This is a genomic window from Kribbella sp. NPDC004875, from assembly GCF_042873375.1.
Lineage (GTDB): Bacteria > Actinomycetota > Actinomycetes > Propionibacteriales > Kribbellaceae > Kribbella.
In genome coordinates this window covers 826,191-851,481 of record NZ_JBIALI010000002.1, presented here as the reverse complement: position 1 = coordinate 851,481, position 25,291 = coordinate 826,191, and the positions used below count along the sequence as shown (strand labels likewise).

The 25,291-nt window shown below is 70.0% G+C and carries 26 protein-coding genes; 12 read left to right on the top strand and 14 right to left on the bottom strand.

The window, feature by feature from the left end:
- Positions 1-8: 8 nt before the first annotated feature.
- Genes ACFYRH_RS15085 through ACFYRH_RS15075 form a run of 3 tightly spaced genes read right to left on the bottom strand, consistent with a single transcriptional unit; the run spans position 9 to position 1,572 of the window.
- Entirely contained in the window at positions 9-275 is a 267-nt protein-coding gene (locus tag ACFYRH_RS15085; RefSeq protein ID WP_387774011.1) for a DUF6510 family protein, read from the bottom strand.
- Positions 272-1,006, bottom strand: a complete 735-nt coding sequence (locus tag ACFYRH_RS15080; RefSeq protein WP_387774008.1) for a ferredoxin reductase — start codon at positions 1,004-1,006, stop codon at positions 272-274. Before ACFYRH_RS15080 ends, ACFYRH_RS15085 begins: the two co-directional genes overlap by 4 nt.
- Positions 976-1,572 (bottom strand): sulfite oxidase-like oxidoreductase, encoded by a 597-nt coding sequence (locus ACFYRH_RS15075; RefSeq protein ID WP_387774005.1) that lies wholly within the window; start codon positions 1,570-1,572, stop codon positions 976-978. The genes ACFYRH_RS15080 and ACFYRH_RS15075 overlap by 31 nt, the downstream gene beginning before the upstream one ends.
- A gap of 392 nt (positions 1,573-1,964) precedes the next feature.
- Here ACFYRH_RS15075 and ACFYRH_RS15070 point away from each other — a divergent pair, with 392 nt between their 5' ends.
- Positions 1,965-2,687 (top strand): GAF and ANTAR domain-containing protein, encoded by a 723-nt coding sequence (locus ACFYRH_RS15070; RefSeq protein ID WP_387774002.1) that lies wholly within the window; start codon positions 1,965-1,967, stop codon positions 2,685-2,687.
- A complete protein-coding gene (locus ACFYRH_RS15065) occupies positions 2,684-3,397 on the top strand; it encodes a GAF and ANTAR domain-containing protein (protein ID WP_387773999.1) in 714 nt (237 codons plus the stop codon). Before ACFYRH_RS15070 ends, ACFYRH_RS15065 begins: the two co-directional genes overlap by 4 nt.
- Positions 3,398-3,662: 265 nt before the next feature.
- On the opposite strand, the gene ACFYRH_RS15060 is transcribed toward ACFYRH_RS15065, so the two are convergent.
- Genes ACFYRH_RS15060 through ACFYRH_RS15040 form a run of 5 tightly spaced genes read right to left on the bottom strand, consistent with a single transcriptional unit; the run spans position 3,663 to position 9,886 of the window.
- The gene (locus tag ACFYRH_RS15060; RefSeq protein ID WP_387773996.1) at positions 3,663-4,805 is read right to left on the bottom strand and encodes an acyl-CoA dehydrogenase family protein; all 1,143 of its coding nucleotides are present in this window, start codon (positions 4,803-4,805) and stop codon (positions 3,663-3,665) included.
- A 22-nt stretch (positions 4,806-4,827) separates the two neighbouring features.
- Complete coding sequence (locus ACFYRH_RS15055; RefSeq protein WP_387773993.1) at positions 4,828-5,949, bottom strand: CaiB/BaiF CoA transferase family protein; 1,122 nt, start codon at positions 5,947-5,949, stop codon at positions 4,828-4,830.
- 39 nt (positions 5,950-5,988) lie between these two features.
- Positions 5,989-6,885 (bottom strand): RNA polymerase sigma factor SigJ, encoded by an 897-nt coding sequence (gene sigJ / locus ACFYRH_RS15050; RefSeq protein ID WP_387773991.1) that lies wholly within the window; start codon positions 6,883-6,885, stop codon positions 5,989-5,991.
- Positions 6,878-8,335, bottom strand: coding sequence for a cobyric acid synthase (locus tag ACFYRH_RS15045; protein ID WP_387773989.1), 1,458 nt, complete (start codon positions 8,333-8,335; stop codon positions 6,878-6,880). The genes sigJ and ACFYRH_RS15045 overlap by 8 nt, the downstream gene beginning before the upstream one ends.
- Positions 8,336-8,344: 9 nt before the next feature.
- Positions 8,345-9,886, bottom strand: a complete 1,542-nt coding sequence (locus ACFYRH_RS15040; RefSeq protein WP_387773987.1) for an MFS transporter — start codon at positions 9,884-9,886, stop codon at positions 8,345-8,347.
- A gap of 100 nt (positions 9,887-9,986) precedes the next feature.
- Here ACFYRH_RS15040 and ACFYRH_RS15035 point away from each other — a divergent pair, with 100 nt between their 5' ends.
- From ACFYRH_RS15035 to ACFYRH_RS15015, 5 genes are all read left to right on the top strand, one after another.
- A complete protein-coding gene (locus tag ACFYRH_RS15035; RefSeq protein WP_387773985.1) occupies positions 9,987-10,283 on the top strand; it encodes a GNAT family N-acetyltransferase in 297 nt (98 codons plus the stop codon).
- Positions 10,280-10,810: a YbaK/EbsC family protein gene (locus ACFYRH_RS15030; RefSeq protein ID WP_387773983.1), complete on the top strand. Its 531-nt coding sequence runs from the start codon at positions 10,280-10,282 to the stop codon at positions 10,808-10,810. The genes ACFYRH_RS15035 and ACFYRH_RS15030 overlap by 4 nt, the downstream gene beginning before the upstream one ends.
- Positions 10,811-10,824: 14 nt before the next feature.
- A complete protein-coding gene (locus ACFYRH_RS15025; RefSeq protein ID WP_387773980.1) occupies positions 10,825-12,393 on the top strand; it encodes a LuxR C-terminal-related transcriptional regulator in 1,569 nt (522 codons plus the stop codon).
- Between the two features lie 73 nt (positions 12,394-12,466).
- Positions 12,467-13,576: a flavin-containing monooxygenase gene (locus ACFYRH_RS15020; RefSeq protein WP_387773977.1), complete on the top strand. Its 1,110-nt coding sequence runs from the start codon at positions 12,467-12,469 to the stop codon at positions 13,574-13,576.
- Positions 13,577-13,675: 99 nt separating this feature from the next.
- The gene (locus ACFYRH_RS15015) at positions 13,676-14,500 is read left to right on the top strand and encodes a helix-turn-helix domain-containing protein (protein WP_387775288.1); all 825 of its coding nucleotides are present in this window, start codon (positions 13,676-13,678) and stop codon (positions 14,498-14,500) included.
- 20 nt (positions 14,501-14,520) lie between these two features.
- Here the strand turns inward: ACFYRH_RS15015 and ACFYRH_RS15010 are convergent, their stop codons facing one another.
- Together ACFYRH_RS15010 and ACFYRH_RS15005 are read right to left on the bottom strand one after the other, a co-directional pair.
- Positions 14,521-14,952, bottom strand: coding sequence for an organic hydroperoxide resistance protein (locus tag ACFYRH_RS15010; RefSeq protein ID WP_387773974.1), 432 nt, complete (start codon positions 14,950-14,952; stop codon positions 14,521-14,523).
- A gap of 10 nt (positions 14,953-14,962) precedes the next feature.
- A complete protein-coding gene (locus ACFYRH_RS15005; RefSeq protein ID WP_387773971.1) occupies positions 14,963-15,916 on the bottom strand; it encodes a zinc-binding alcohol dehydrogenase family protein in 954 nt (317 codons plus the stop codon).
- Between the two features lie 50 nt (positions 15,917-15,966).
- Between ACFYRH_RS15005 and ACFYRH_RS15000 the strand changes: the two genes are divergently transcribed.
- Positions 15,967-16,617, top strand: a complete 651-nt coding sequence (locus ACFYRH_RS15000; RefSeq protein ID WP_387773969.1) for a TetR/AcrR family transcriptional regulator — start codon at positions 15,967-15,969, stop codon at positions 16,615-16,617.
- Here the strand turns inward: ACFYRH_RS15000 and ACFYRH_RS14995 are convergent.
- The 4 genes from ACFYRH_RS14995 to ACFYRH_RS14980 form a co-directional block, all read right to left on the bottom strand.
- Positions 16,601-17,347 carry a sulfite exporter TauE/SafE family protein gene (locus ACFYRH_RS14995; protein WP_387773966.1) on the bottom strand — a complete coding sequence of 249 codons (747 nt, stop codon included), beginning with the start codon at positions 17,345-17,347 and terminating at the stop codon, positions 16,601-16,603. The genes ACFYRH_RS15000 and ACFYRH_RS14995 overlap by 17 nt on opposite strands.
- Positions 17,348-17,531: 184 nt before the next feature.
- Complete coding sequence (locus tag ACFYRH_RS14990; RefSeq protein WP_387773963.1) at positions 17,532-18,707, bottom strand: SPFH domain-containing protein; 1,176 nt, start codon at positions 18,705-18,707, stop codon at positions 17,532-17,534.
- 169 nt (positions 18,708-18,876) lie between these two features.
- Positions 18,877-19,416, bottom strand: coding sequence for an NfeD family protein (locus tag ACFYRH_RS14985; protein ID WP_387773960.1), 540 nt, complete (start codon positions 19,414-19,416; stop codon positions 18,877-18,879).
- Positions 19,417-19,908: 492 nt separating this feature from the next.
- Positions 19,909-20,691 carry an ABC transporter ATP-binding protein gene (locus ACFYRH_RS14980; RefSeq protein ID WP_387773957.1) on the bottom strand — a complete coding sequence of 261 codons (783 nt, stop codon included), beginning with the start codon at positions 20,689-20,691 and terminating at the stop codon, positions 19,909-19,911.
- A 62-nt stretch (positions 20,692-20,753) separates the two neighbouring features.
- Between ACFYRH_RS14980 and ACFYRH_RS14975 the strand changes: the two genes are divergently transcribed.
- The 4 genes from ACFYRH_RS14975 (at position 20,754) to ACFYRH_RS14960 (ending at position 25,287) form a co-directional block, all read left to right on the top strand.
- Positions 20,754-21,488, top strand: coding sequence for a hypothetical protein (locus ACFYRH_RS14975; protein ID WP_387773954.1), 735 nt, complete (start codon positions 20,754-20,756; stop codon positions 21,486-21,488).
- A gap of 65 nt (positions 21,489-21,553) precedes the next feature.
- Complete coding sequence (serB, locus tag ACFYRH_RS14970) at positions 21,554-22,771, top strand: phosphoserine phosphatase SerB (protein ID WP_387773951.1); 1,218 nt, start codon at positions 21,554-21,556, stop codon at positions 22,769-22,771.
- 90 nt (positions 22,772-22,861) lie between these two features.
- Complete coding sequence (locus tag ACFYRH_RS14965; protein WP_387773948.1) at positions 22,862-24,208, top strand: glycoside hydrolase family 16 protein; 1,347 nt, start codon at positions 22,862-22,864, stop codon at positions 24,206-24,208.
- A 26-nt stretch (positions 24,209-24,234) separates the two neighbouring features.
- On the top strand, positions 24,235-25,287 hold the full coding sequence (locus tag ACFYRH_RS14960) for a cyanophycinase (protein ID WP_387773945.1): 1,053 nt from the start codon (positions 24,235-24,237) through the stop codon (positions 25,285-25,287).
- Positions 25,288-25,291 lie beyond the last annotated feature (4 nt).

The following is a 25,291-nucleotide window of genomic DNA, read 5'->3' as shown; positions in this document are numbered from 1 at the left end:
GCCCGCGGTCAGGAGTTCGGCACCCGCAGGTACGTGAGGCCCCGGAGGTCGAGGAAGGTGTCGTTCGGGGTGGTGACGACGCGCAGCAGCACGGACTCGCAGCCGCTGCAGCGGGCGACCATGCCGGGTGCGTCGACGTACACGCGGGACTCGGCGAAGACCGCCGTCCGGCCGCAACCGTTGCACTGGGCAATGGCCGCGGTCAGGTCGACGGCGAACAGCTCACTCAGGGCACCGGCGGCCGCGTTCCCGTCCAGGTAGTTGGTTTCGCTCATCCGAACCGCTCCGTTCTCACCCGGGCCGGGTCGTGCCCGGCCGCGACCAGCAGATCCGCCACCGTCTCCACGAACGGCGTCGGCCCGCACACGTACGTCGTCGGCAGCTGCTCCGGCCGGAACGCATGCCGCTCGATCACGTCCGCGTCGATCCGGCCGACCCGCGGCTCACCGGCCGGAGCCTCGCGCGTGTACACGAGCCGTACGTCGACATCCTCCGACGCCGCCAGCTCCTTCAGGTCACTCACGTAAATCACCGACGCCGGCCGCCGAACGGAGTACAGCAGGCGCACCGGCGTCGTACTCGCCGCGGCTGCGTGCGCTCGCAGCATCGCCCGCAACGGCACCACGCCCGATCCGCCGCCGATCAGCTGGACCGGCCCCTCTTGCTCCGGCTTCCAGACGAACCAGCCGCCGACCGGACCGCGGATCTCCAGCGGATCCCCGGCCTTCAGCACGTCGACCAGGTACGGCGACACCTCGCCGCCCGGCACCTGTTCGACGGTCAACTCGACCGTCGAGCCTTCCCAGGCCGAGGCGATCGAGTACGACCGCGAGGCGCGGTACCCGTCCTCGGCGGTCAGCCGGACGTCGAGATGCTGCCCCGCCAGGTGGCCCGGCCAGTCCGGTACGTCGAGCACGATCGTGCGCGCGGTCTCGGTCTCCCGCCGTACCTCGGTGACCGTGGCCACCTGCCAGGTCAGTCGCCGGCGTATCGCTGTTCTTTCCATGGGTCTCCGTACTCGTGGTAGCCGGCGGTCTCCCAGAAACCGAGGTCCTCGGTGTCGGACAGCACCAGTCCGCGGACCCACTTGGCGCTCTTCCAGAGGTACAGGTGCGGGACCAGCAGTCGCGCCGGCCCGCCGTGCTCGGGGTCGAGCGGCTCGCCGTCGTACTCGTAGGCGATCCAGGACTGCCCGTCGAGCAGGTCGTCGACCGGCACGTTCGTGGTGTAGCCGCCGTAACTGTGCGCCATCGCGTAGTCCGCGCCGGTCTCGACGTCGGCGAGCAGCGTGTCGAGCGAGACGCCCTTCCAGGTCGTCTGCAGCTTCGACCACCGCGTGACGCAGTGGATGTCCTTGGTGATCTCCTCGGCCGGCAGCGCCATCAGCGCGGCCCAGTCCCAGCGGTACTTCTCGCCCGTCTCGGTGGTGACGACGAATTCCCAGTGCTCGGTCCGGATGTGGGGCGTCGGCCCGGCCGACAGCACCGGGAACTCACGCGTCAGATACTGCCCCGGTGGCAGCTCGGTCCCACCCCTGCTCCGGCCCGTGAACCCTGGCGACACGATGCCCATGCGACCTCCCTCGGTGTGCCGCGACTCCCCCGTGCAGGACTAAAATAGCTGCAGTGGAGCTGCCCCGGACCTGGTGGCGAGAGTGTGCCGCGACCTGTCCCGGGAAGGAGCCCGACGAACGCATGGTACGGCCTACTCCCGGCGTACGACACGGAGGCGTACTGGCCGTGGAGGCGGGTACCGGGCCTGGCACGGGGGCGGCCGCATCCGCAAACGTCGAGCGGCCGTACGCCGAACCGTTCGGGGCGTGCGTTGTGATGAGAAGTACCGAGCTGCCGCGGCCGCTGCAGTGGCCACGCTCAGTGGCGGCACGAACGTGGACGGAATACGTGGATCTCGACCGGAGCGCCCGCGTATGGGGGGCGATCAAGTCCGTGGCGGGGCACCAGAGTGTGTCTCCGACGCCACTGCATGCGGTGATGGCCTGCGCGCGGGCCCTGGCCGCGGTCGGTGCCGGATTCGGGATGGCACGTGACGGCAGCTGGGAGCCGTTGCTGCGCAGCGGCGCCGAGGCCGGTGAGCTGGACGACCTCCAGTTCACGCTCGGCGAGGGCCCGAGCGGCGATGCCGTGCTGATCCGCGCGCCGGTGCTCGAGTCGGATCTGGGTGGTGCCGGAGCCGGTCGGCGGTGGCCGGTGTTCGCGGCCGCGGCCGCGGACCGTGGCGTCGGTGCGGTGTTCGCATTCCCGGTCGGTGCCGGTGCTGCCCGGGTGGGCGTACTGAGCATCTACCGGCACGAGCGCGGGCCGCTCCCGGCGGACCTGCTCCAGGACGCCCTGGTGTACGCCGACGCGCTCCTGGTACTGATCCTGGACGGCCGCACCGGGATCGGCACCGACGCCGACGAAATGATCGGAGCGGCCTTCACGGCTCGGCGCGCCGAGGTACACCAGGCCACCGGCGTCATCGCGGCACAGCAAGGCATCGGCGTGACCGATGCCCTCGCGCGTTTACGTGCGTATGCGTACAGCAGCGGCATGTCCCTGCAGGCGGTAGCCGGCGAAGTGATGGCCGGCCGGCTCCGTCTCGAGGTGGACAAACCCCTCGAACAACCCGACGAGCCTGAGGAGACAGGCTCCCAGCATGGTGAGTTTGACCAGGAGGAGGACTCATGAGCGTGTCCGACCGGAGAGTGCGGGAAGTGTTCATCGAGTTGTCCGACACCCTCGTCGCCGACTTCGACATCATCGAGTTCCTCGACCGGCTGGCGACCCGCTGCAGCGAACTGCTCGACGTCTCGGCCTGCGGCATCCTGCTCGTCGACCACCACGGCGGCCTGAACCTGGTGGCCGCGTCCAGCGAGCAGGCCCGGCTGATCGAGCTCGTTCAGCTGCAGAACCTCGAGGGACCGTGCCTCGACACCTTCACCTCCGGGCGCCCGGTGCACTACGCCGATCTGCGTGACGGACTGAGCCCCTGGCCGCGTTTCGCGGCGGCTGCCGTCGAGGCCGGATACCTGTCGGTGCAGGCGTTGCCGATGCGGCTGCGCGATACGAAGTTGGGCGCGGTGAACCTGCTGAGCGAGCGAACCGGGCCGCTGACCGACGACACGGTCGTGCTCGGCCAGGCGCTGGCCGACGCCGCGACGATCGGTATCGTCCACCAGCGCGCGCTGGCCCGCCAGGAGATCGTCACCGAGCAGCTGCAGAACGCGCTGAACAGCCGGATCCTGATCGAGCAGGCCAAGGGCTACCTGAGCCACGGCCTGTCCATCGGCGTCGACGAGGCGTTCGGCATCCTGCGCAGGTACGCCCGCTCGACGAACCGGCGGCTGACCGCCGTCGCCGACGACGTCGTGCAGGGCCGAATCACGTTGTCCGGCTAGGCTCCGGATCATCGAGCGTTCGCTTCAGGCGACTACTTGACACAGCCGGAGATCTGGCGGCGACGATCGTTGCTGGTTACTCTGAGTTGGCCTGTCCAGGCAAGCCCAAGACCCCGGCGCTGGACGTGTCGCACCGCAGGGAGGGGTGGGCGCGGCACGGACATCAGCATGGGTCGCCCCAACCACGTGACTGACCGGCAGGCGCCAGGGTCCCGCCGTACCGTGTCGTCCCGAGGCGCACTCGCGGCGGGACCGCTTTCGGTGGTCAGACCCCCATCGTGCGCCCGATGATCTCCTTCATGATCTCCGTGGTGCCGCCGTAGATGGTCTGGACCCTCGTGTCCAGGTAGGCCTTCGCGATCGGGTACTCCGTCATGAACCCGTAGCCACCGTGGAGTTGAAGGCAACGATCGACGACCTTCTTCTGCAGCTCGGTCGTCCACCACTTCGCCATCGCCGCCTCGGCGACCGTCAGGGTGCCGGCGTTCAGCTCCTGGATGCAGCGGTCGACGAACACCCGGGCGATCGTGGTCTCGGTGGCGAGCTCCGCGAGCACGAACCGGCTGTTCTGGAACGAGCCGATCGGGCGCCCGAACGCCTTCCGGTCCTTCACGTAGCGCAACGTGTCGTCGAGCATGTTCTCGCATGCGGCCGCGGCGACGACCGCGATCGTGAGCCGCTCCTGCGGCAGCTTCTCCATCAGGTAGACGAATCCCTGCCCCGGTTCGCCGAGCAGGTTCTCCGCCGGTACCCGGACGTCGTCGAAGAACAGCTCCGCGGTGTCCTGCGCCTTCAGCCCGATCTTGTCCAGGTTCCGCCCGCGCTCGAAGCCGGGCATCCCGCGCTCGACGACGATCAGCGAGATGCCCTGGGCTCCGGCGTCCGGGTCGGTCTTGGCCACCACGATCACCAGGTCGGCGAGAATCCCGTTCGAGATGAACGTTTTCTGGCCGTTCAGCACGTAGTGGTCGCCGTCCCGCCGCGCCGTGGTCTGGATCCCCTGCAGGTCACTGCCGGCCCCGGGCTCGGTCATCGCGATCGCGGTGATCGTCTCGCCCGAGCAGAACGCCGGCAACCAGCGCTCCTTCTGCTCCGCCGTCGCATAGTCCAGCAGGTACGCCGAGTTGATGTCAGTGTGGATCGTGAACCCGACCCCGCTGGCGCGGACCCTGGTGAGCTCCTCGATCAGCACGGTGTTGAACCGGAAGTCGCGCGCCCCACCACCGCCGTACTCCTGCGGCATCATGAAGCCGAGCAGGCCCGCGGCGCCGGCGGCGCTCCACAGCTCGCGCGGGACGATGCCGGCCTGCTCCCAGCTGTCGTGGTGCGGGACGATCTCCTTCTCGCAGAACGCGCGGACGGTCTCGCGGAAGGAGTCGTGATCGGGCTCGAACAGCTGACGTTCCACAGGCGGATTCCCTTCAGGGGGCTCAGTTCTGGACGGCGGCGCCGGACTCCAGCAGGTCGTCGAGGTCGGTGATGCCCCAGTCGGTCAGGGCTTCGCGGGTGTGCTCCCCCGGTCGCGCGGGCGGCTGGTCCAGGCCGGTCGGCGTACGGTCGAAGCGCGGTGCCGGAGCCGCCTGCCGGACGCCGTGGTGCTCCACGAAGGTGCCGCGGGCGCTGAGGTGCGGATGGTCGGCAGCGAGCGGCAGGACCGGCGCGACACAGGCGTCGGATCCGTCGAAGAGTTCGGTCCACTCCGCCTGGGTGCGTTGCCGGAACGTCTCGGTCAGGACCTTCCGCAGCTCCGGCCATCGAGCCGGGTCGTTGCGGTCCGGGGCGTCGAGGCCGAGCTTGTCGATCAGCTCGGCGTAGAACTGCGGTTCGAGGGCTCCGACCGCGACATGCCGGTGATCGGCCGTTTCATACACGTCGTAGAACGGCGCACCGGTGTCGAGCAGATTCGTCCCGCGCTCCTGCCGCCAGGAGCCGGCCGCGAGCGCTCCGAGCAGCATCGTGGTCAGATGCGCCGAACCGTCCACGATCGCGGCGTCCACCACCTGCCCCTGACCGCTGCGCTGCGCCTCGTGCAGAGCCGCAAGTACGCCGATCACGAGGTAGAGCGATCCGCCCGCGAAGTCACCGAGCAGGTTCGCCGGGACCTGCGGCGGGCCACCTTCTCTGCCGATGAGATGCAGCGCACCCGACAGCGCGAGGTAGTCGATGTCGTGTCCGGCGGTGTGCGCCAGTGGACCGTCCTGTCCCCAACCGGTCATTCGCCCGTAGACCAGCCGCGGGTTGACCGCGTGACAGTCCGCCGGTCCCAAACCGAGTCGCTCTGCCACGCCCGGCCGGAACCCCTCGACGAGTACGTCGGCCTGCGCGACAAGCCGGCGTACGACGTCCACAGCCGCGGGTTGCTTGAGGTCCAGGGCCGCGCTGCGACGTCCGCGGTTCACCAGGTCGAGCTCCGGCGGGCCGAGCGAGATGGCGCCACCTGGGCGGTCGATGCGGAGTACATCGGCGCCGAGCTCGGCCAGCAGCATGCACCCGAACGGCGCCGGCCCGATCCCGGCCAGCTCGACCACCTTGACGCCCGCGAGTGGACCCATGACGGCTATTGTGACAGTGCCACTGTCACAGTCGTCAAGTCAGGTTTCGGAGGCGAGCTTCGACAGCTGGGTGGCAGCGAACGCCAGCTTGTCCGGGTTCATCACGAACTGCAGGTCGGTTACGCCATCCGGCCCTGTGCCGATGAAGCAGATCGCGACCACGCCATCGGGGCCGACGGCAACCAGGGCCGGCTCGCCGTTCGCCTCCGCGAGGTATGCCTCGATGCCGGCGCCGAACCGCTGCAGCGCGCCGATCACATACCTGGCGACCCGGTCGCGACCGATCACCACGTTACGCGCCGCGGACACCTTGCCACCGCTGTCGGCCCGCGACATCACGTCGGCGGCCAGCAGCTTCTCGAGCTCCTCGACTTCGCCCAGCCGTGCGGCTGCGAGGAATCGCTCGACCAGCGTGCGCCACCCGGCCCGGTCGACCGGTTGCTCCTGTCGCGGCTCCCCCGCGAGCTTCTTCCCCGCCCGCGACGCCAACTGCCGCGCGTTCGCCTCCGACGTCCCGATGAGCGCCGCCACGTCGCGGTACCCGTACGCGAATGCCTCGTGCAGCACGTACGCCGCCCGCTCGGCCGGCGTCAGCCGTTCGAGCAGGAGCAGCAACGCGAACGACACCGACTCCCGCTCGGTCACGATCTCCAGCGGACCGAGCGCGTCGAACTCGGCCCGCCCGGTCAGCACGGGCTCGGGCAGCCATTCCCCGACGTACGTCTCCCGCCGTGCCCGCGCCGACGTCAGTGCCTTGATCGAAAGGTTCGTGACGACCTTCGCCAGATACGCGTCCGGGTCCCGCACCGCGTCCCGGCCGGCGTCCTGCCACCGCAACCAGGCGTCCTGCAGGATCTCCTCGGCGTCGGTCGCCGTACCCGTCATCCGATAGGCGATGCCGAACAACCGTCCCCGCATCCGCTCGAAGTCATCCACGCGGGGCCCCCGGTGGCACGAAGGGAACCGATGGCGCGCCGTCCTCGATCAACCGCAGCAGCGCCTTGGTGTCGGCGTACTCCTCGATCAGGTCCGCGAGGCGGTCCAGACGCGCCTCGCGGAGGCCGGCGAACGAGACCGAACCGTCGGGCGCCGGCTTGCCGGTCTGCGCGGCAACCTCGGTGAGGAACGCGTGCCGCGCACTGTCGTCGTCGAGCAACCCGTGCCAGATCGTGCCCCAGGTGCTGCCGATCCGGCAGCCACCGGGGAACTCGTCCGGGTCCCCGACCACGTCGACCACGCCGTGGTGGATCTCGTACGCCGTCGGCGCCGGCCGGGCCAGCGTCTTCTCCCGGGCGAAGGTCGTTGCGACTGGCAACAACCCCAGGCCGTTGCGGTCGCCGCCACCTTCCACCCCGTGCGGATCGGCGATCGTCGCGCCGAGCATCTGGTAGCCGCCGCAGATGCCGAGGACGGGACGTCCCGCAGCGACCCGTGCCGCCACCGCGTCGGCGAGGCCGAGCGAGCGGAGCCAGTCCAGGTCCGAGCCGGTCGCGCGCGAGCCGGGGAGCACCACCAGGTCGGCGTCGCGGACCTCGGCCGGGCTGGTCGTGAAGAACACGCTGTTCGTCGGCTCGACCGCGAGCGCGTCGAGGTCGGTGAAGTTGCTGATCCGCGGGAATCGCACGACCGCGATCGTCAACAGGTCGCCCGGCGAAGTACGCCGTACCGGGATGTCGAGCGCGTCCTCGGAGTCGAGCCAAAGGTCGGGCAGCCAGGGCAGGACGCCGTACGTCGGCCGGCCGGCGACGGCGGTGAGCATGTCGATCCCCGGCTGCAGGAGCGACGCGTCACCGCGGAACTTGTTCACCAGGAACCCGCTGATCAGGGCCTGGTCGGCGGCGTCGAGCAAGGCGACCGTGCCGAACATCGACGCGAAGACTCCCCCGCGGTCGATGTCCCCGACCACGACCACCGGCGCCTTGGTGTGCTGCGCGAGACCCATGTTCACGTAGTCGGACTGCCGCAGGTTGATCTCGGCCGGACTGCCCGCACCCTCGCTGATCACCACGTCGTATCTCGAGGCGAGATCGTCGTACGCCGCGAACGCCGCCTTGGCGAGCTCGGCCCGCTCCGTCAGGAAACCGCGCGCGGTCAGCTCGCCCCAGGGCCGGCCCATCAGTACCACGTGACTGCGCCGGTCGCTGCCCGGTTTGAGCAGCACCGGGTTCATCGCGGCCTCGGGTTCGGCGCGCGCGGCAACGGCCTGGATCCACTGCGCGCGGCCGATCTCGGTGCCGTCCGCGCAGACCATCGAGTTGTTCGACATGTTCTGTGCCTTGTACGGCGCCACTCGCACACCCTGCCGCGCCAGCCACCGGCACAGCCCCGTGACGACGGTCGTCTTCCCGGCGTCGGACGTCGTACCGGCAATCAGCAGCGAACCCACCCGGACATCTTAGGGTTCCTGGTCGGAGTGCCGGCCGGAGCGCCGGTCGGTGCTCGGGATCCGGGGCGTCGGGCCCTGGAAGCGGGTGGCGCCGGTCTTCGCGGACAACGGCGTCGCGATGTTCTCCAGCGACTTGCCCTCGGCGTCGACGCCGAAGAACCAGGCGATCAGCCCGCCGGCCAGCATCACGGCCGCGCCGACGATGTAACCGGCCGTCAGCGGCCCACGCGGCGGGTTGTCGCCGGTGCCGATCAGCGAGGCGAACAGGAACGGCGCGATCACACCACCGGTCAGCTGTGAGATCGCGAAGAAGAACGAGATCGCCTGGCCACGGAGCTCGATCGGGAAGATCTCGCTCACCGTCAGGTACGCCGACGACGCGCCGGCCGAGGCGAAGAAGAACACCACGCACCACAGCCCGGTCAGCGAGGCCGCGTTCAGTACGCCGGCGTTGAACAGCAACGCGGTGATGAACAGCACCACGGCCGCCAGCGCATAGGTGCCGAAGATCATCTTCCGCCGGCCGATGGTGTCGAAGAGGTGACCCAGCAGCAGCGGACCGGCCAGGTTGCCGATCGCGAACGGGAAGAAGTAGAGCGCGACACTGGAGTCGTTCAGACCGAAGTACGACTTCAGGACCAGTGCGTAGGTGAAGAAGATCGCGTTGTAGAGGAACGCCTGGGTGACCATCATCGAGAAGCCGAGGAACGAGCGGCTGCGGTAGTCGCGCAGCATCACGCGGGCGATCTCGCGGTATGTCACCGGCGGATAGTCGACGACCTCGATCGCCTCGTCGTCGGTGACCTCGCGCAGCTCGCCGCCCTGACGCCGGACGGTCGCCTCGATGTCGTCGACGGTGCGCTCGGCCTCCTCGACCCGGCCGTGCGTCATCAGCCAGCGCGGGCTCTCCGGGATGTGCCGGCGCAGGTAGATGATGAACAGTCCCATCACCGGGCCGATCAGGAAGCACAGCCGCCAGCCCCACTCGATCGGGATGATGTCCTTGTTGAGGAACACCAGACCGACCGCGGAACCGATCAGCGCGCCACCCCAGTAGGTACCGTTCACGCCGATGTCGACGCGGCCGCGGTACCGGGACGGGATCAGTTCGTCGATCGCGGAGTTGATCGCGGCGTACTCACCGCCGATGCCCATACCGGCGATGAATCGGAACACCAGCAGCGAGCCGAGGTCCCAGGACAGACCGGCGGCGCCGGACGCGATCAGGTAGATCAGCAGCGTGACGATGAACAGGCTACGGCGTCCGAGCCGGTCGGTGAGCCGCCCGAACACCAGCGCGCCGACCACCTCACCGGCCAGGTAGACCGACGCCATCAAGCCGACCTCGGAGGTGGTCAGGTGCAGCGTCTCGGGCTCCTTGAGCACGTTCCCGACCAGCGAGACCAGCTGGATCTCGAGGCCGTCGAGGATCCAGGAGACGCCCAGACCGACGACGATCATCCAGTGGAACCGGGTCCACGGCAAGCGGTCCATCCGGGCCGGTACCAGACTCGGCAACGCCTTGCCGTGCTCCAACGCGTGCTCACTCATTCCCGCTCCTCCCGGCCCGTGCCTGTGGAACCGCCCTCCGCGCCGGTACCCCCACCGTGACGATCTCCAAACCCTGGGTCACGATGACTAGAGTTGCGGCATGGAGAACGAGATCACCGTGGTGGACGCCAAGGAGCGGAGCCGCTACGAGGCGCACGATGCGGACGGCACTCTGATGGGCTTCGTCGACTACCGGCTGCACCCGGGTGTCATCAGCTTCCTGCACGCCGAGACGCTGCCGGACTTCCGCGGCCGTGGTGTGGCCGGGACGATTGCCACGAAGTCCCTCGACGACGCGCGCGCCCTCGGGCTCCGGGTGAAGCCGGCCTGCCCGTTCTATCAGGGCTTCCTCGAGGAGCACACGGAGTACGCCGACCTCGTGGGGCAGCCGAAGTGACCGCGCCGGCGCTGGGCAAACTCGACTGGCAGCCGGCCGCCGACGTCCCCGAACTGCTCGCGGCACCGGTGCGCGCCGCGCTCGGCGAGCTGCCGGCGTACGCGGCCGGGATCGACGCGGAGCTGGCCGACACCGCGGCGTTCTGCGCGGAGTACGACGTCCCGATGGCCGCCTCCGCCAACTGCGTGATCGTGCTCGGCAAGCGCGCCGGCGAGGAGTCGTACGCCGCGGTGCTGGTGCTCGCCACCGACCGCGCGGATGTGAACGGCGTGATCCGCAAGCACCTCGGCGTACGGAAGATCTCGTTCGCCGCGCAGGACGATGCGGTCAGCACGACCGGCATGGAGTACGGCGGGATCACGCCGATCGGCCTGCCCGCGGACTGGCCGGTGCTCGTCGACGAAGCGGTCGTCCAGGCTGGTCTCGTGGTGATCGGCAGCGGCATCCGCGGCTCGAAGGTGCTGCTGGACGGCGCCGAGCTGGCCAAGTTGCCGAGTGCAACGGTGCTGGACCTGGCGCAGCACTGAGCAGTGGACCGCGGATGGAGCAGCACGACTGGCCGACCGAGTACGCCGAGCTGACGGCGGCCGACCGGCGCGCCCCGCTGCCGCCCGCGGACCTGGACCGGCTCGCGGTCGCCGCGTTCGTCCTCGGTCACGACGACGAGGTCGCGACGTACCGCGAGCGCGCGCACACCGAGCATCTCGCCCGGGGTGACGTGGTGGCGGCGATCCGGAGCGGCTTCTGGCTCGGCTTCCACTTCCAGCAGCGCGGCGAGCTCGCGCGAGCGGCGGGCTGGCAGGCACGGATCGAGCGGCTGATCCCGGACGACAGCCCGCAACTCACCGGGCTGGTCGCGATGGCCGGCGCGGCGTTGCTGATGAACTCCGGCGACGCCGCGGCCGCACTGCCCTTGTTCGAGCAGAACAGCAGGTGGGCGGAGGAGCCGGACGCGATCGTGCTGGCCGCGCTCGGCCGTGGCAACTGCCTCGTGATGCTCGGCCGCGGCGCCGAGGCCCTCAAGGCGCTCGACGAGGCGATGGTGCACGTGACCGCGAGCCAGGTCGGCCCCGAGGTCGCCGGAATGGCGTACTGCGCGGTGATCGCCCTGTGCATGAACCTGTACGACTTCCGGCGCGCCCAGGAGTGGACGAAGGCGCTCACCGGCTGGTGCGACCAGCAGTCCGGCCTCGTCCCCTACCGCGGCGCGTGCCTGGTGCACCGCGCGCAGATCCTGCAGCTCCGCGGCGCCTGGTCCGCCGCGGCCGATGTTGCGCAGGAGGCGTGCCGCCGATTGTCGGCGGGCGCGGTCGGCCTGGCCTGGTACCGGCTCGCGGAGGTCGAGCGGCAGCGTGGCCGGTACGAGGCGGCGGAGCGTGCGTACCTCGCCGCGGCCGCCGACGGGATGGACGTGCAGCCCGGGCTCGCGCTGCTCAGGGCGTGGCAGGGCCGGGTGGATGTGGCGATCGCGGGCCTCGAACGCGCGCTGGCCGAGGACGCGCCGGCGGCGAACCGGCCGTTGCTGCTCGCGGCCCGCGTCGAGCTCGCGGTGCGTTCGCGCGATCGCGAGACGGCGCGCAAGGCGGCCGCCGAGCTGAACGAGCTGGCGCGCGCGGATTCGCCGTACCTGCAGGCTTTGGCGGCGTACTGCGAGGGTGCGGCGCGGATCGCCTGTGGTGATCCGCAGAGTGCGATCCCGTCGTTACGCCGGGCATGGACGCTGTGGCAGCGGCTCGAGATGCCGTTCGAAGGCGCGCAGACACGACTGCTGGTGAGCCAGGCCTGTCGCGCGCTCGGTGACCACGACGCCGAGCAGATGGAGCTCGACGGCGCGCGGACCGTGTTCGAACGGCTCGGTGCGATCGAGCAACTGACCGCGCTGGACCAGCTCGCGCGGCCCTTCGACGGCACCGGGCTCACGCCGCGGGAGGTCGAGGTACTGCGGGTGCTCGCGACCGGCGCCACCAACCGGGCGATCGCCGACGAACTGTTCCTCAGTGAGCGGACCGTGGCCCGGCACGTCAGCAACATCTTCGGGAAGCTGCACGTCGCCAGCCGATCCGCGGCGACCGCGTGGGCGCTGCGGCACGGCGTCAATACGCAGAATTGACCACACGGTGTGGTCGAAGGTCGGCGTGAACGGTTGATGTGCCACCGCGGTTCCGGGTCCTAACTTGTGAGTTATGGACATGGTCGGGACTGTGGTGATCGGAGCCGGGCAGGCCGGGCTCGCGATCGGGTACTACCTGCGAGAGGCCGGTGCGGACTTCGTGATCCTCGACGGGCACGAGCGGATCGGCGACTGCTGGCGCGTACGTTACGACTCGCTGCGGCTGTTCAGCATGCCGCGGTACGCCAGCCTTCCAGGGTTGCGGATCGGCACGAAGGACTGCCCGGACCGCGAGGAGATGGCCGACTACCTCGAGCAGTACGCCGCCCATCACGAGCTGCCCGTACGGACCGGCGTACGGGTGACGCGGCTGACGCGGGACGACGAGGGGTTCGTGGTGGAGACGACCGCTGGGGACTGGCGCGCCGACCAGGTCGTGGTGGCGGCCGGGATGCACGGTGTTGCGCGTTGGCCCGCGTTCGCCGGCCAGCTCGATCCGTCGATCCGGCAACTGCACTCGCTGGAGTACCGGAACCCGGACCAGCTCGCGGACGGGACGGTCCTGATCGTTGGCGCGGCCAACTCTGGAACCGATATCGCACTGGAAGCCGTCCGCACGCACAAGACGCTGCTCGCCGGTCGCCACCCCGGCCAGGTACCGGTCGACATCGACTCGACGGTCGGCCACCTGTTCACCCCGGTCGTGATGTTCCTGTTCAAGTACGTGCTGACCCGCCGTACGCCGATGGGCCGCAAGGCGATCGCCAACGCCGTACGGAACGGGTTGCCGTTGACCCGCAACAAACTCGAGCATCTTCAGGCCGCGGGCATCGAACGGATCGGGCGGATCGAGGGTGTCCGCGAGGGCCGGCCGGTGACCGCGGAGGGCGACGTACTCGACGACGTGACATCGGTGGTGTGGTGCACGGGTTCGGATCCGGACCACAGCTGGATCGCCCTGCCGGTGTTCGACGAGAACGGCCGTCCGCGGCACGAGCGGGGCGTGTCGGCCGACGTCCCGGGGTTGTATTTCCTGGGGCTCGATTTCCAGTACGCGATCGCGTCGGCGAGCATCCAGGGCGTTGATCGGGACGCTCGCTTCCTTGTCAAACACCTGACCAGGCACCCGCGCCGTCTCACCCACCGGAGTGCCGATCGCGCGATACCCGTGGACAGGCGGTAGCATCCCGGGCTGAAATGGGTGCGTGGCTGGGCGTGGATCAGGGTGAGTGAGCAGAGCACGGTGAGTGGCGGCGACGGTGGGCCGACCGCGCTCCGGATCATGCTCGGTGGGCAGTTGCGGCGGATGCGTGAATCCGCCGGGATCAGCCGTGCCGACGCGGGCTGGCAGATCCGGGCGTCGGAGTCGAAGGTCAGCCGGATGGAGCTCGGCCGCGTCGGATTCAAGGAACGCGACGTCAGCGACCTGCTCGAGCTCTACGGCATGAACGACGACCCGGAGCGCGACCGGTTGATGGAGCTGGCCCGGGCCGCGAACAACCCGGGCTGGTGGTCCCGCTACGGCGACGTGATGCCGAGCTGGTTCGCGAACTATGTCGGCCTCGAGGTCGCCGCGGCACTGATCCGGACCTACGAGGTGATGTTCGTCCCCGGCCTGCTGCAGACCGAGGAGTACGCGCGGGCCATGGTCCAGCTCGGTAAGCAGGCGTTCCTGGAGCACCAGGAAGTCGACCAGCGGGTCGAGCTGCGCGTCACCCGGCAGCAGATCCTCACCCGGCCGAACCCGGCGCGGCTCTGGGTCGTCATCGACGAGTCGGTGCTGCACCGCCCGGTCGGCGGCAAGCGAGTGCTGCGCGCGCAGATCGAGCACCTGATGATGTGGTCGCAGCAGCCGAACATCACGCTGCAGGTGATGCCGTTCAGCAGCGTCGGTTACGCCGGCGCGGGCGGTGCCTTCAGCCTGCTGCGGTTCCCGGACGACGATCTGCCGGACATCGTCTACATCGAGCACGCGGCGAGTGCGCTCTACCTGGACAAGCTCGAAGAGGTCGACGAGTACGTCGCGATCATGGAGGGGCTGACAATCTCGGCGGCGCCGGTGTCCGCGACCGAGGGCCTCCTGAAAGAGGCCCTCGCTCAGCTCTGAGGCTCCCCCAGCCTCCTGGCTCAGGCGACCTCGAGGCCGACCTTGATGTTGCCGCGGGTGGCGTTCGAGTACGGGCAGACCTCGTGGGCCTTGGCGACGAGCTCCTCGGCGACCGCGCGCTCCAGGCCTGGCAGGCTGACCACCAGTGCGACCTCGAGGCCGTAGCCGGCGCCGCCGTTGATCGGGCCGATCCCGACCTCAGCGGTCACTGTCGAACCCTCCACGTCCTGGCGGGCCTTCCGCGCCACGACCTTCAGCGCGCTGTGGAAGCAGGCGGCGTAACCGGCCGCGAACAACTGCTCGGGGTTGGTGCCGTTGCCGGTGCCGCCCATCTCGGCCGGCGGGGCGACCACGACGTCGAGCTTGCCGTCGCTCGTGGCGACCTTGCCGTCCCGGCCGCCGTCGGCGGTCGCGCGGGCGGTGTACAGAACCTTCTCAACAGCGATGGTCATAGCTGGTCTCCTAGCGGGTGGGGTCGAGGACGAGCTTGCCGACGGTGCGGCGGGCTCGCATGTCTTCGTGGGCGGTGGCGACCTCGGACAGCGCGTACTCGCCGCCGACGATCGGGCGGAGCGTGCCGTTCGCGGTCAGGTCGAACAGCTCGGCGAGCGGGCCGCCGAGCAGCGCCGGGTTGGCGAAGCAGTCGGCGAGCCAGAAGCCGGCGACGGTCTTCGAGCCCTTCATCAAGCGGCTCGGGTCGATCGGCGCTGCCGGCTCGCGGGACGCGGCGCCGAAGGTGACCAGCCGGCCGAAGCGCGCGAGCGCCGCGAACGACTCGTCGAACGTCGGGCCGCCGACCATCTCGAGCACGATGTCGACGGGCTTGCCGCCGTTCGCTGCGAGGATGCGGTCCTTGAGGCCTTCCGGCGTACCGTCGATCGCACTGTCGGCGCCGAGCTCCAGGACCTGCCGGCGCTTCTCCTCGGTGGAGGCGGTCGCGATCACGCGGCCGGCGCCCCAGTGCTTGGCGAGCTGTACGGCGAGCGAGCCGACACCGCCGGCCCCGGCGTGCACGAGCACTGACTCGCCCGGCTGCAGATGGGTGGAGGTCTTCAGGAGGTGCCACGCGGTGGTGCCCTGCAATACGAGAGCGAGCGCCTGACCGTCAGTCACGCCTTCCGGCACGTCCCACGCGTACGGCGCGTGCGCGACGGCCTGCTCGGCGTACCCACCGGACCCGACCAGCGCGACGACACGGCGGCCGTCCGCGGTGTGGCCGACGACCTCACCACCCGGGATCAGCGGCAGCTCCGTCGTGGACAGATAGCTGTTCTCGACCTGGTGGGTGTCCGCGTAGTTGATGCCCGCGCGGTCGACCGCGATCAGCACCTGGCCGTCGCCGGCGACCGGCTCCGGGACATCGCTGATCTTCAGGACCTCGGGTCCGCCGAACTCGGTGATCTGAATGGCTCGCATACACCGTACTATACACTGTACGTTAGGATCGTCGAAGGGAGTTGGGTCACATGGCGCGGACACCGCGGAACACCCTGAGCGCCGACCTGATCGTGCGCACCGCGCTGGAGCTGATGGAAGCGCAAGGCACCGACGCGTTCAGCCTGCGCGGCGTCGCCGCCGAGCTCGGCGTCGGCCCGATGGCGCTCTACACGTACTTCCGGAACAAGGACGATCTGTACGACGCTGTGCGCGACCACCTGATGGCTCTACTGCCTGCCGTACCGTCCGAGGCACCATGGCCGGACCAGGTACGGGCTGTGTGCCGGTCGTTGCGGCTCCTGATGTTGCAGCACCCTTGCCTTGCACAACTGCTGGCGGGACGGCCGCTCAGCGGGCACGAGACCGCGCGGGTCGCCGAGGGGCTGCTCGGCGTACTGCGGGCTGCCGGCTTCGACCCGGAGACGGCAGCACGGACCCATACGACGCTGTTCACGTATGTGCTCGGGTCGACGTCGTGGGAGATCCAGATGGCGGCCGAGCGCCGCGACCCCGAGGCGTGGCGGCGCCTGCGGGCGTCGATGGAGTCGCTGTCGGCGCGCGAGTTCCCGTCGGTGGTCGAACTGGCGCCCGAGCTGGCCCGGACGACCGGCGGCGACGAGCAGTTCGACTACGGCCTCGACCTGCTGCTTGCGGGCCTCGCGGTCAGAACACCATCGTGACGATGGCGAGGATGCCGATGCAGACGATCAGCGCACGCAGGGCGACAGGCGGCAGCCGGCGGCCGTAGCGGGCGCCGATGAAGCCGCCGATCGTGGAGCCGACCGCGATCAGAGCGGCCGCGAGCCAGTCGATGTCGTGGACGACGATGAACAGGATCGCGGCGACGGAGTTCACCACCGTCGCCAGGACGTTCTTCAGGCCGTTCATCCGCTGCAGGTTGGAGTCCAGACCGAGGCCGAGGATGGCCATCAACAAGACGCCCTGCGCGGCGCCGAAGTACCCGCCGTAGACACCGGTGGCGAAGACCGCCGGGATCACCCACCAGGCGCCGCGGTGCAGATGCGACGGTGCGCTGATCCACTTCGAGAGCCAAGGCTGGAACGCGACGAGCAGGCAGCCGAGCAGGATCAGGACCGGTACGACGGCATGGAAGGCGGAATCGGGCAGGGTCAGCAGCAGCACTCCCCCGACGATGCCGCCGGCCAGCGACGCCGGGATCAGCCGCACCATCCGGCCGCGCTGACCCTCGAGCTCGCGGCGGTAACCGATCGCGCCCGCCGCCGTACCTGGTGCGAGACCGACGGTGTTGCTGACGTTGGCGAGCACCGGCGGGATGCCGACAGCGAGCAGCGCGGGGAACGTGAGCAGCGTGCCCGACCCCACCACGGCGTTGATCGTGCCTGCGCCCATCCCCGCCACCAGGACGAACAGCGCCTCGAACCATGTCATCGCTGACTGACTTTACGCACCCGGACCCGGTTCCCGCTCACCGGTCCGTCCGTTGAGAAGACAGTATGCGATCGACCCGTCGTCAATCGACAACACACAGCGGAACTGAGTCGGCGTTGCGACTCGGGGGTTGCTTCGCGGCGTTGCGGGGCTCGCGCGGCTGCTCGGCGTACCGGTGTGATTCTCAGCGTTGCGGGGGCTCGGCGGCCGGCGGCTCCTGCGGGGGCAGGTCCTGCGTGGGAGCCGGCGGGACGGCCGGGGTGGCCGGCGGGGTCTGGCTGCGGCTGTTCACCGCGGCGGACTCGGCGGCCGCGATCGCCTCGCGGACGGCGTTGTCGGCCTCGGCCACCGCGGCCCCACCCGAACCGTTGCCGACACCGGCGGCGTCGAGCTCCGGCACCTCGCCGTTCTGCAGCTCCGGGGCCTCCCAGGTGCCTTCGGCCTTCTGGGTGATGCCGGCCACCTGGCCGACCGCGCTGCCCAGACCCTTGAGTGCGTCGCCGATCTCGCTCGGCACGATCCACAGCTTGTTCGCGTCGCCCTGGGCGATCGACGGCAGCATCTGCAGGTACTGGTACGCGAGCAGACCCTGGTCCGGCTTGCCGGCGTGGATCGCGTTGAAGACCGTCGTGATGGCCTGCGCCTCACCCTGCGCCTTCAGGATCCGCGCCTGCCGCTCGGCCTCGGCGCGCAGGATGCGGGACTGCTTGTCACCTTCGGCGGTGAGGATCGCGGACTGCTTCTGGCCCTCGGCCGACAGCACTGCCGACTGCCGCATGCCTTCCGCGGTGAGGATCGCGGCGCGCTTGTCGCGGTCCGCGCGCATCTGCTTCTCCATCGAGTCCTGGATCGACGGCGGCGGGTCGATCGACCGGAGCTCGACCCGGTTCACCCGGATGCCCCACTTGCCGGTCGCCTCGTCCAGCACGTACCGGAGCTTCTCGTTGATCTCCTCACGCGACGTCAGCGTCTGCTCCAGGTCCATGCCGCCGATGATGTTCCGCAGCGTGGTCATGGTCAGCTGCTCGATCGCCTGGATGTAGTTCGAGATCTCGTACGTCGCCCGGACCGGGTCGTTCACCTGGAAGTAGATGACCGAGTCGATCGACACCATCAGGTTGTCCTCGGTGATCACGCCCTGCGGCGGGAACGCGACAACCTGCTCGCGCATGTCGATGGTGTAACGGACCTTGTCGACGAACGGGGTCAGCAGGTTCAGACCCGGCTGCAACCCGGTCTTGAACTTCCCGAACCGTTCGACGATCCCGACGGTCTGCTGCTGCACCACCCGGACAGACTTCACCAAGGTCACGATCACGACCAGCGCGACCAGTGCCAGGACTATGAGGAACGCGGTCACTTTGACCCTCCACTCGAACGGACCCTCAGGGACGGACAGTCTTCCGTATCGACGGGGCAGACGCCGTACCGGTTCCCGGCGCGTCGGGTGCCTGATCGAGCAGCTACGTCAGCTGTCCCTCGCCTTCGACACTACTGCGCAGTGGGGACCACTCAACCGCCGGTCACGATCAGTTCTGCGGCGGATCGGTCGGCTTCGGGTCCGAGGTCGGTTCGGGCGTCGGTTCGGGCAGATCCAGCTGGTGGTGCAGCGGTTCGGCGACCGGGTACACGACCGCGGTCGCGCCGTCGATGTGCATCACCTCGACCCGGGTGCCCGGGGCGATCGTCGAGATCTCGTCGTACGGCCGGGCGGTCCACAGCTCGCCGCCGAGCCGGATCGAACCGCCGCCGTCGGGATGGATCTCCTTCACCACGGTGCCGGTGCGGCCGATCACGTGGGCGGAGCCGGTCTTCAGCTCCTGGCCGTGATGGATCTTGCGGACGATCATCGGCCGGATCGCCGCCAGCATCGCGGCCGCGGTGATCAGGCCGACGACGATCTGCAGCCAGAGCAGTCCCGGGAAGAACGCCGCCACACCCGCCGCCGTCAGCGCGCCCGCCGCGAGCATCAGCAGCGTGAAGTCGAGCGAGGCCAGTTCGGCCAGACCGAGGACGGTGGCGATCGACAACCACGCCGCCCACATGTTGTCCCGCAGCCAATCCATCATTTCCCAAGCCTATCCACGTCAGGGGCTCCAAGCAGACGTTGGACGCGTCCCACCCCCACCCCGCTCCCCCAGCCGCCCCCGCCGCGCCCCGCCGCGCCCCGCCGCGCCCCGTCCGTGTCACGTTTCAGGGGCCGGCCCCCGAGGTGGTGGGGTGCGGACCCGACCGACGCGCCCGACCGCGCCTCCCACCGCACCCGCGCACCCCACCCGCGCACGCCACCAGCGCGCCGCATCCGCCGACGTTTCAGGGGCCGGCCCCTGAAACGGTGGGGTGCGGAGGCAAATTCTGGGTCCGCACCCCACCGTTTGAGGGGCCGGCCCCTCAAACGGCAACACGCGAGGGCGCCTGGCGGGGCGGGCGAGGCGGGGAGGGCGGGCGGGGCGGGCGCGCGAGGCGGAGTAGGGGCGGGGCGGGGCGGGGTGGGGTGGGGAGACCGCGGGTGGGAAGCCGGGGTGGGGTGGGGAGACCGCGGGTGGGAAGCCGGGGTGGGGTTAGCGGGCTTGGGCTGTGTAGCGGGCGTTTTGGTGGGTGAGGGTGAGGGGGAGGTCGAAGGTTTCGCTGAGGGTGGTGGCGGTGAGGGCCTCGTGGATGGGGCCGGCGGCGACGATTCGGCCTTGTTTGAGGAGGAGGGCGTGGGTGAAGCCGGGTGGGATCTCCTCGACGTGGTGGGTGACGAGGACCATCGCGGGTGCGCCGGGGGCGGTGGCGATCGTGCTGAGGGAGCGGACGAGCTGCTCGCGGCCGGTGAGGTCGAGGCCGGCGGCGGGCTCGTCCATCAGCATCAGTTCGGGGTCGGTCATCAGCGCGCGGGCGATCTGGACGCGCTTGCGCTCCCCCTCGGACAGCGTGCCGAACGTACGGTCCTGCAGATGCGCGATCCCGAGCTCGCCGAGCAGTGCGGCGGCACGCTGGTGGTCGAGCTCGTCGTACTCCTCGATCCACCGGCCGAGTACGGCGTACGACGCGGAAACCACCACGTCCGAGACGCGCTCGCTCTTCGGCAGGCGGTCGGCCAATGCGGCGCTGGTGAGTCCGATACGGGGGCGGAGCTCGAAGACGTCGACCGCGCCGAGCACCTCACCGAGCAGGCCGGCGACGCCGTACGTCGGGTGCAGTTGGGCCGCGAGGATCTGGAGCAGGGTGGTCTTGCCGGCACCGTTGGGCCCGATCACCACCCACCGGTCGGCCTCGTCGATCGTCCAGTCGATCCCGTCGAGCAGACGCGCGTCCCCACGGACGACCGTCGCGCCGGCCAGCTCCACCACTGCAGTCATGCAGCAAAACCTAAGGGGTCGCCGTCGGCGGCCTGTCTCCGGGTGGTGAGAGACTTGCGGGCGTGTTGACGACCTCCGCCTCGCTCCGGTTCACCGTGTGGACGAACGCGATGCTGACCGGCGCCTGTGATCCCGACACCGCCGCGCAGAAGATCCTCGGTGACGACGTCGGTCACCACGTCGCGGGCCTGGCCGGTCATCCCGAGCCGGCCACGCTTCCGGTCGCGCTCAATCTGTTGCGCGCCGCCGGTACGACGCAGGCCCATCTCGCACTGCCGGTTCCCGGCGACCCGATCGGGTTGGCCGGGCCGCCGGCGTTCAACGAGGCGGCGCTCGAGACGGGTGAGGCCGTCGTACTGACCGGGCCCGAGGTTGGGCTGGTTCCGTCGTACGTCGGTCCTGCGGTGCAGTGGAGCGTGTTGCCTGCCGCGAGCCCGATGCCGGCGGATTTCGGCGAGGCGGATCGTGGGTTGCGGCTGGCGCTGATCGATGCGGCCGAGTCGCTCGCCGCACTGGATGTCGCGCGGTGGAAGCCGGAGGTCGCGGACGCGTTGATCGACATTCGCAAGATCGGGCGGGGGCGCGGCGACGACCTTGCCCCGGGCTACGAACCGCGAGCCGTGAAGGCCGCCGCGACGGCCCGCCGTTGCCTGGCGATCGCCGACGCTGCCCTCGAGGACGACGGCGCCGCAGTCACCGGAGCCGAGGCCGACGCCCGCCGCCGAGCCCTCCTCGAACTCGCGGCCGCAGCCCGGCGAGCACTGGTCGCAGCCTGCGCACCACCGGTCCACGCCTGACGAGGCGCCCTGGATATGGACCAGTGGGCGGGCCGGGGTCTCATTTGGGTAGCGTTCGGGGTGCGATGACTGATCCCGGTGAGGTTGAGATCGCGGCGGCTGAGCGGCCGACGCTGCTGGTGACGTTGACGGGGACCGACCGGCCGGGGCTGACGTCGGCGGTGCTCGGCACGCTCGCGACGCGCGGGCTGGAAGTGATCGACGCCGAGCAGGTCGTCCTGCGGGGCCGGCTGGTGCTCGGCGTACTGCTGTCCGCGCCGCGCGATCACAAGGACCTGAAGGACGAACTGAGGGCGCTCGCCGACGTCCTCGACGTGGACATCTCGGTGAAGAAGGGTGTCGGCGACAACGAACCGCGCCGCAAGGGACGCAGCCAGGTGACGGTGATCGGGCACCCGTTGTCCGCCGCCGGCCTCGCCGCGATCGCCGGCCGGATCGCCGACACCGGCGCGAACATCGACCGGATCAGCCGCATGGCGCGGTACCCCGTCACTGCCATGGAGATCGCGGTCTCGGGCGCGGACCCGGAGGCACTGCGCAAGGTACTCGCCCAGGAAGGCGTCCGGCAGCAGCTCGACGTCGCCGTCCAGGACGGCGGCCTGTACCGGCGGGCGAAGCGGCTGATCGTGATGGACGTCGACTCGACCCTGATCCAGGGCGAGGTGATCGAGATGCTCGCCGCGCACGCGGGCCGGCTGGACGAGGTCGCCGCGGTCACCGAGCAGGCGATGCGTGGCGAACTGGACTTCGCCGAATCGCTGCGGCACCGCGTCGCGGCACTCGAGGGACTGCCGGCGACCGCGCTCGACGAGGTGTTCGCCGCGATCGAGCTCGCGCCCGGAGCGCGGACCCTGGTGCGGACGCTGAAGCGGCTCGGGTACCAGTTCGCGATCGTCAGCGGCGGGTTCAGCCAGATCACCGGCAAGCTCGCCGCCGACCTCGGGATCGACTACGCGAAGGCGAACGAACTCGAGATCGCCGACGGGAAGCTCACCGGCCGGGTCGTCGGCGAGATCGTCGACCGCGCCGGCAAGGCGACCGCGCTCCGCGAGTTCGCGCGGCGTTCCGGGACCCCGATCAGCCAGACCGTCGCGATCGGCGACGGCGCGAACGATCTCGACATGCTGGCCGCCGCCGGCCTCGGTGTCGCCTTCAACGCCAAGCCGGTCGTCCGGGCCGCCGCCGACACACACCTGAGCGTCCCGTACCTCGACACGATCCTGTACCTCCTCGGCATCTCGCGCGAGGAAGTGGAAGCGGCCGACGCCGACAACCCGGCCTGACCCCGCCGCGCCCCGACGATCCGTCGTCGTCACCAAGCGGCCTGTGACGAGATGTTGACACTATGCCATGAGAGCGCTCACATTGGCGGCATGCGTACCCGCCCCTTTGTGATCGCACTGCTCGCGCCGTTGCTGGCCGTCGTACCGCTCGCGTACGCCAGCGTGCCGCCGCCCGCTACCGGGTGGACGACGGTGTGGAGCGACGACTTCGACGGGCCCAGCGGCACCCTGCCGTCGGGCTCCAACTGGATCATCGACACCGGCCACGGCTACCCCGGTGGCCCCGCGAACTGGGGTACCGGTGAGATCCAGAACTACACCAGCAGCCCGAACAACCTCGCCCTCGACGGCGCCGGCAACCTGAAGATCACGCCGCGCCGGGACAGCGCCGGCAACTGGACGTCGGCCCGGATCGAGAGTCAGCGCGGCAACTTCAAACCGCCCGCCGGTGGCGTGCTGGCGATCGAGAGCCGCATCCAGATGCCGAACGTCACCGGTGACGCCGCGCTCGGCTACTGGCCCGCGTTCTGGGCTCTCGGCTCGCCGTACCGTGGCAACTACTGGAACTGGCCGGGCATCGGCGAGTTCGACATCATGGAGAACGTCAACGGGATCAACTCGGTCTGGGGCGTGCTGCACTGCGGCGTGAACCCCGGGGGCCCGTGCAACGAGACCACCGGCCTCGGCGCGAACCGCGCTTGTCCCGGCTCGACCTGCCAGTCCGGTTTCCACACGTACCGCTTCGAGTGGGACACGTCGGTCTCGCCGAACCAGCTCCGGTGGTACGTCGACGGTCAGCAGTTCCACGTCCTCAGCCAAAGTCAGTTCCCGGCCGACACGTGGTCGAACATGACCTCGCACGCCGGGTACTTCGTCCTGCTGAACCTGGCGATCGGAGGCGCCTTCCCGGATGCGCTCAACGGCCCGACTCCGCGCGCGTCGACGGTGCCGGACCACCCGATGGTCGTCGACTACGTGGCGGTGTCGACGAAGGGCGGAGGTACGACGACTCCCCCGCCGGGCGGCACCTCGGCGTACAGCACGGTGCAGGCGGAGTCGTACAGCCAGCAGTCGGGCATGGGCCTGGAGACCACGACCGACACCGGCGGCGGCCAGAACCTGATGCAGGTCGGCAACGGTGACTGGGCGCTGTACCGCGGCATCAACTTCGGCAGTACACCGGCCACGCAGTTCGTGGCCCGCGTCGCGTCCGGGGCCGCGGGTGGAGTCAGCGGGTTGGTCGAAGTACGGCTGGACAGCCGGAGCAACGCGCCGATCGGCAGCTTCGCGATCGGCAACACCGGCGGCTGGCAGTCGTGGCGCACCGTTCCCGCCAACCTGTCGGCGGTCACCGGAACCCACGACGTCTACCTCACCTTCACCAGCGGCCAACCGGCCGACTACGTCAACCTCAACTGGTTCACGTTCGGCCACTGAGGCATCCAGCACCTATCCTTCGGCTTATGTCTGAACTGCAGGGTGGGCCGGGGGCCCTGTTCGCGATCGGTGGCGCCGAGGACAAGCTGAAGAAGCGCACGGTGCTGCAGGAGTTCGTCGACGCCGCCGGCGGCTCGAAGGCGCGGATCGTGGTCGTCCCCACGGCCTCCGCGCTCGGGCCCGACGTCATCGACGTGTACCGCGCGCTGTTCGCCGCCCTCGGGGCCGAGAGCGTGGTCGGCGTCCGCCCGGAGAACCGGGAGGACGCCGACGACCCGGCCTTCATCGCCCCGCTCAACGACGCGACCGGCATCTTCATGACCGGCGGCAACCAGCTCAAGCTCGCCGGTGTCGTCACCGGTACGGCGTTCGGTCGCGCGGTCACCGCCGCGCACGCGCGTGGCGCCGCCGTCGGCGGTACGTCGGCCGGCGCCAGCATCCTCGCCGAACACATGATCGCCTTCGGCCGCACCGGCGCGACCCCGCGGCAGCGGATGAGCCAACTGGCCGGCGGTCTCGGCCTGGTGCAGGGCGCGATCGTCGACCAGCACTTCGCCCAGCGGAACCGCTACGGCCGCCTGCTGTCGCTGGTCGCGCAGTCCCCCGGCCTGCTCGGGATCGGTGTGGACGAGGACACCGCGGCCGTCGTCCGCGGCAGTCACCTGGAGGTCGTCGGCCGCGGCGCGGTGACGATCTTCGACGGCAGCCGGATCACCTCGAACGCGCACTACGCCAAGCGGTCGGAGCCGATCCTCGCGTCCGGCGTCGTCCTGCACGTGCTGCCGGCCACCGCGACGTTCGACCTGCAGGACCGGGTGCTGCTGTCGTACGGCCCGCAGCCGCCGGCCTCGGAGATCGCCGAGATGGCGGCCGCCGAGGCGGACCTGCGGAAACTCGCGAAGGAGATCGCGGCCGAAGGGGTGTCGCCGCGGTACTACGCGGAGCGGAAGCGACGGGAGGGTCGTCGTACCAAGACGAATAGATCTGCCGCTGCCGGGGAATCCAGACCGGAGGCGACCGAGCCGATCACGGCCGGCGCCGACCCCGATCTCCCCGACCGCACGCAACCAGGACAGTGACCCC

Excerpts from the sequence above, each read along its gene's own strand:
- ACFYRH_RS14965 (WP_387773948.1), top strand. The coding sequence starts at position 22,862 with ATGCGTACCCGCCCCTTTGTGATCGCACTGCTCGCGCCGTTGCTGGCC.
- ACFYRH_RS14960 (WP_387773945.1), top strand. The coding sequence starts at position 24,235 with ATGTCTGAACTGCAGGGTGGGCCGGGGGCCCTGTTCGCGATCGGTGGC.
- ACFYRH_RS14995 (WP_387773966.1), bottom strand. The coding sequence starts at position 17,347 with ATGACATGGTTCGAGGCGCTGTTCGTCCTGGTGGCGGGGATGGGCGCA.
- ACFYRH_RS15035 (WP_387773985.1), top strand. The coding sequence starts at position 9,987 with ATGGAGAACGAGATCACCGTGGTGGACGCCAAGGAGCGGAGCCGCTAC.
- ACFYRH_RS15080 (WP_387774008.1), bottom strand. The coding sequence starts at position 1,006 with ATGGAAAGAACAGCGATACGCCGGCGACTGACCTGGCAGGTGGCCACG.
- serB (WP_387773951.1), top strand. The coding sequence starts at position 21,554 with ATGACTGATCCCGGTGAGGTTGAGATCGCGGCGGCTGAGCGGCCGACG.
- ACFYRH_RS15000 (WP_387773969.1), top strand. The coding sequence starts at position 15,967 with ATGGCGCGGACACCGCGGAACACCCTGAGCGCCGACCTGATCGTGCGC.
- ACFYRH_RS14985 (WP_387773960.1), bottom strand. The coding sequence starts at position 19,416 with ATGATGGATTGGCTGCGGGACAACATGTGGGCGGCGTGGTTGTCGATC.
- ACFYRH_RS15010 (WP_387773974.1), bottom strand. The coding sequence starts at position 14,952 with ATGACCATCGCTGTTGAGAAGGTTCTGTACACCGCCCGCGCGACCGCC.
- ACFYRH_RS15020 (WP_387773977.1), top strand. The coding sequence starts at position 12,467 with ATGGACATGGTCGGGACTGTGGTGATCGGAGCCGGGCAGGCCGGGCTC.
- ACFYRH_RS15040 (WP_387773987.1), bottom strand. The coding sequence starts at position 9,886 with ATGAGTGAGCACGCGTTGGAGCACGGCAAGGCGTTGCCGAGTCTGGTA.
- ACFYRH_RS15055 (WP_387773993.1), bottom strand. The coding sequence starts at position 5,949 with ATGGGTCCACTCGCGGGCGTCAAGGTGGTCGAGCTGGCCGGGATCGGG.
- ACFYRH_RS15025 (WP_387773980.1), top strand. The coding sequence starts at position 10,825 with ATGGAGCAGCACGACTGGCCGACCGAGTACGCCGAGCTGACGGCGGCC.
- ACFYRH_RS14980 (WP_387773957.1), bottom strand. The coding sequence starts at position 20,691 with ATGACTGCAGTGGTGGAGCTGGCCGGCGCGACGGTCGTCCGTGGGGAC.
- ACFYRH_RS15015 (WP_387775288.1), top strand. The coding sequence starts at position 13,676 with ATGCTCGGTGGGCAGTTGCGGCGGATGCGTGAATCCGCCGGGATCAGC.
- ACFYRH_RS15065 (WP_387773999.1), top strand. The coding sequence starts at position 2,684 with ATGAGCGTGTCCGACCGGAGAGTGCGGGAAGTGTTCATCGAGTTGTCC.
- ACFYRH_RS15085 (WP_387774011.1), bottom strand. The coding sequence starts at position 275 with ATGAGCGAAACCAACTACCTGGACGGGAACGCGGCCGCCGGTGCCCTG.
- ACFYRH_RS15075 (WP_387774005.1), bottom strand. The coding sequence starts at position 1,572 with ATGGGCATCGTGTCGCCAGGGTTCACGGGCCGGAGCAGGGGTGGGACC.
- ACFYRH_RS15005 (WP_387773971.1), bottom strand. The coding sequence starts at position 15,916 with ATGCGAGCCATTCAGATCACCGAGTTCGGCGGACCCGAGGTCCTGAAG.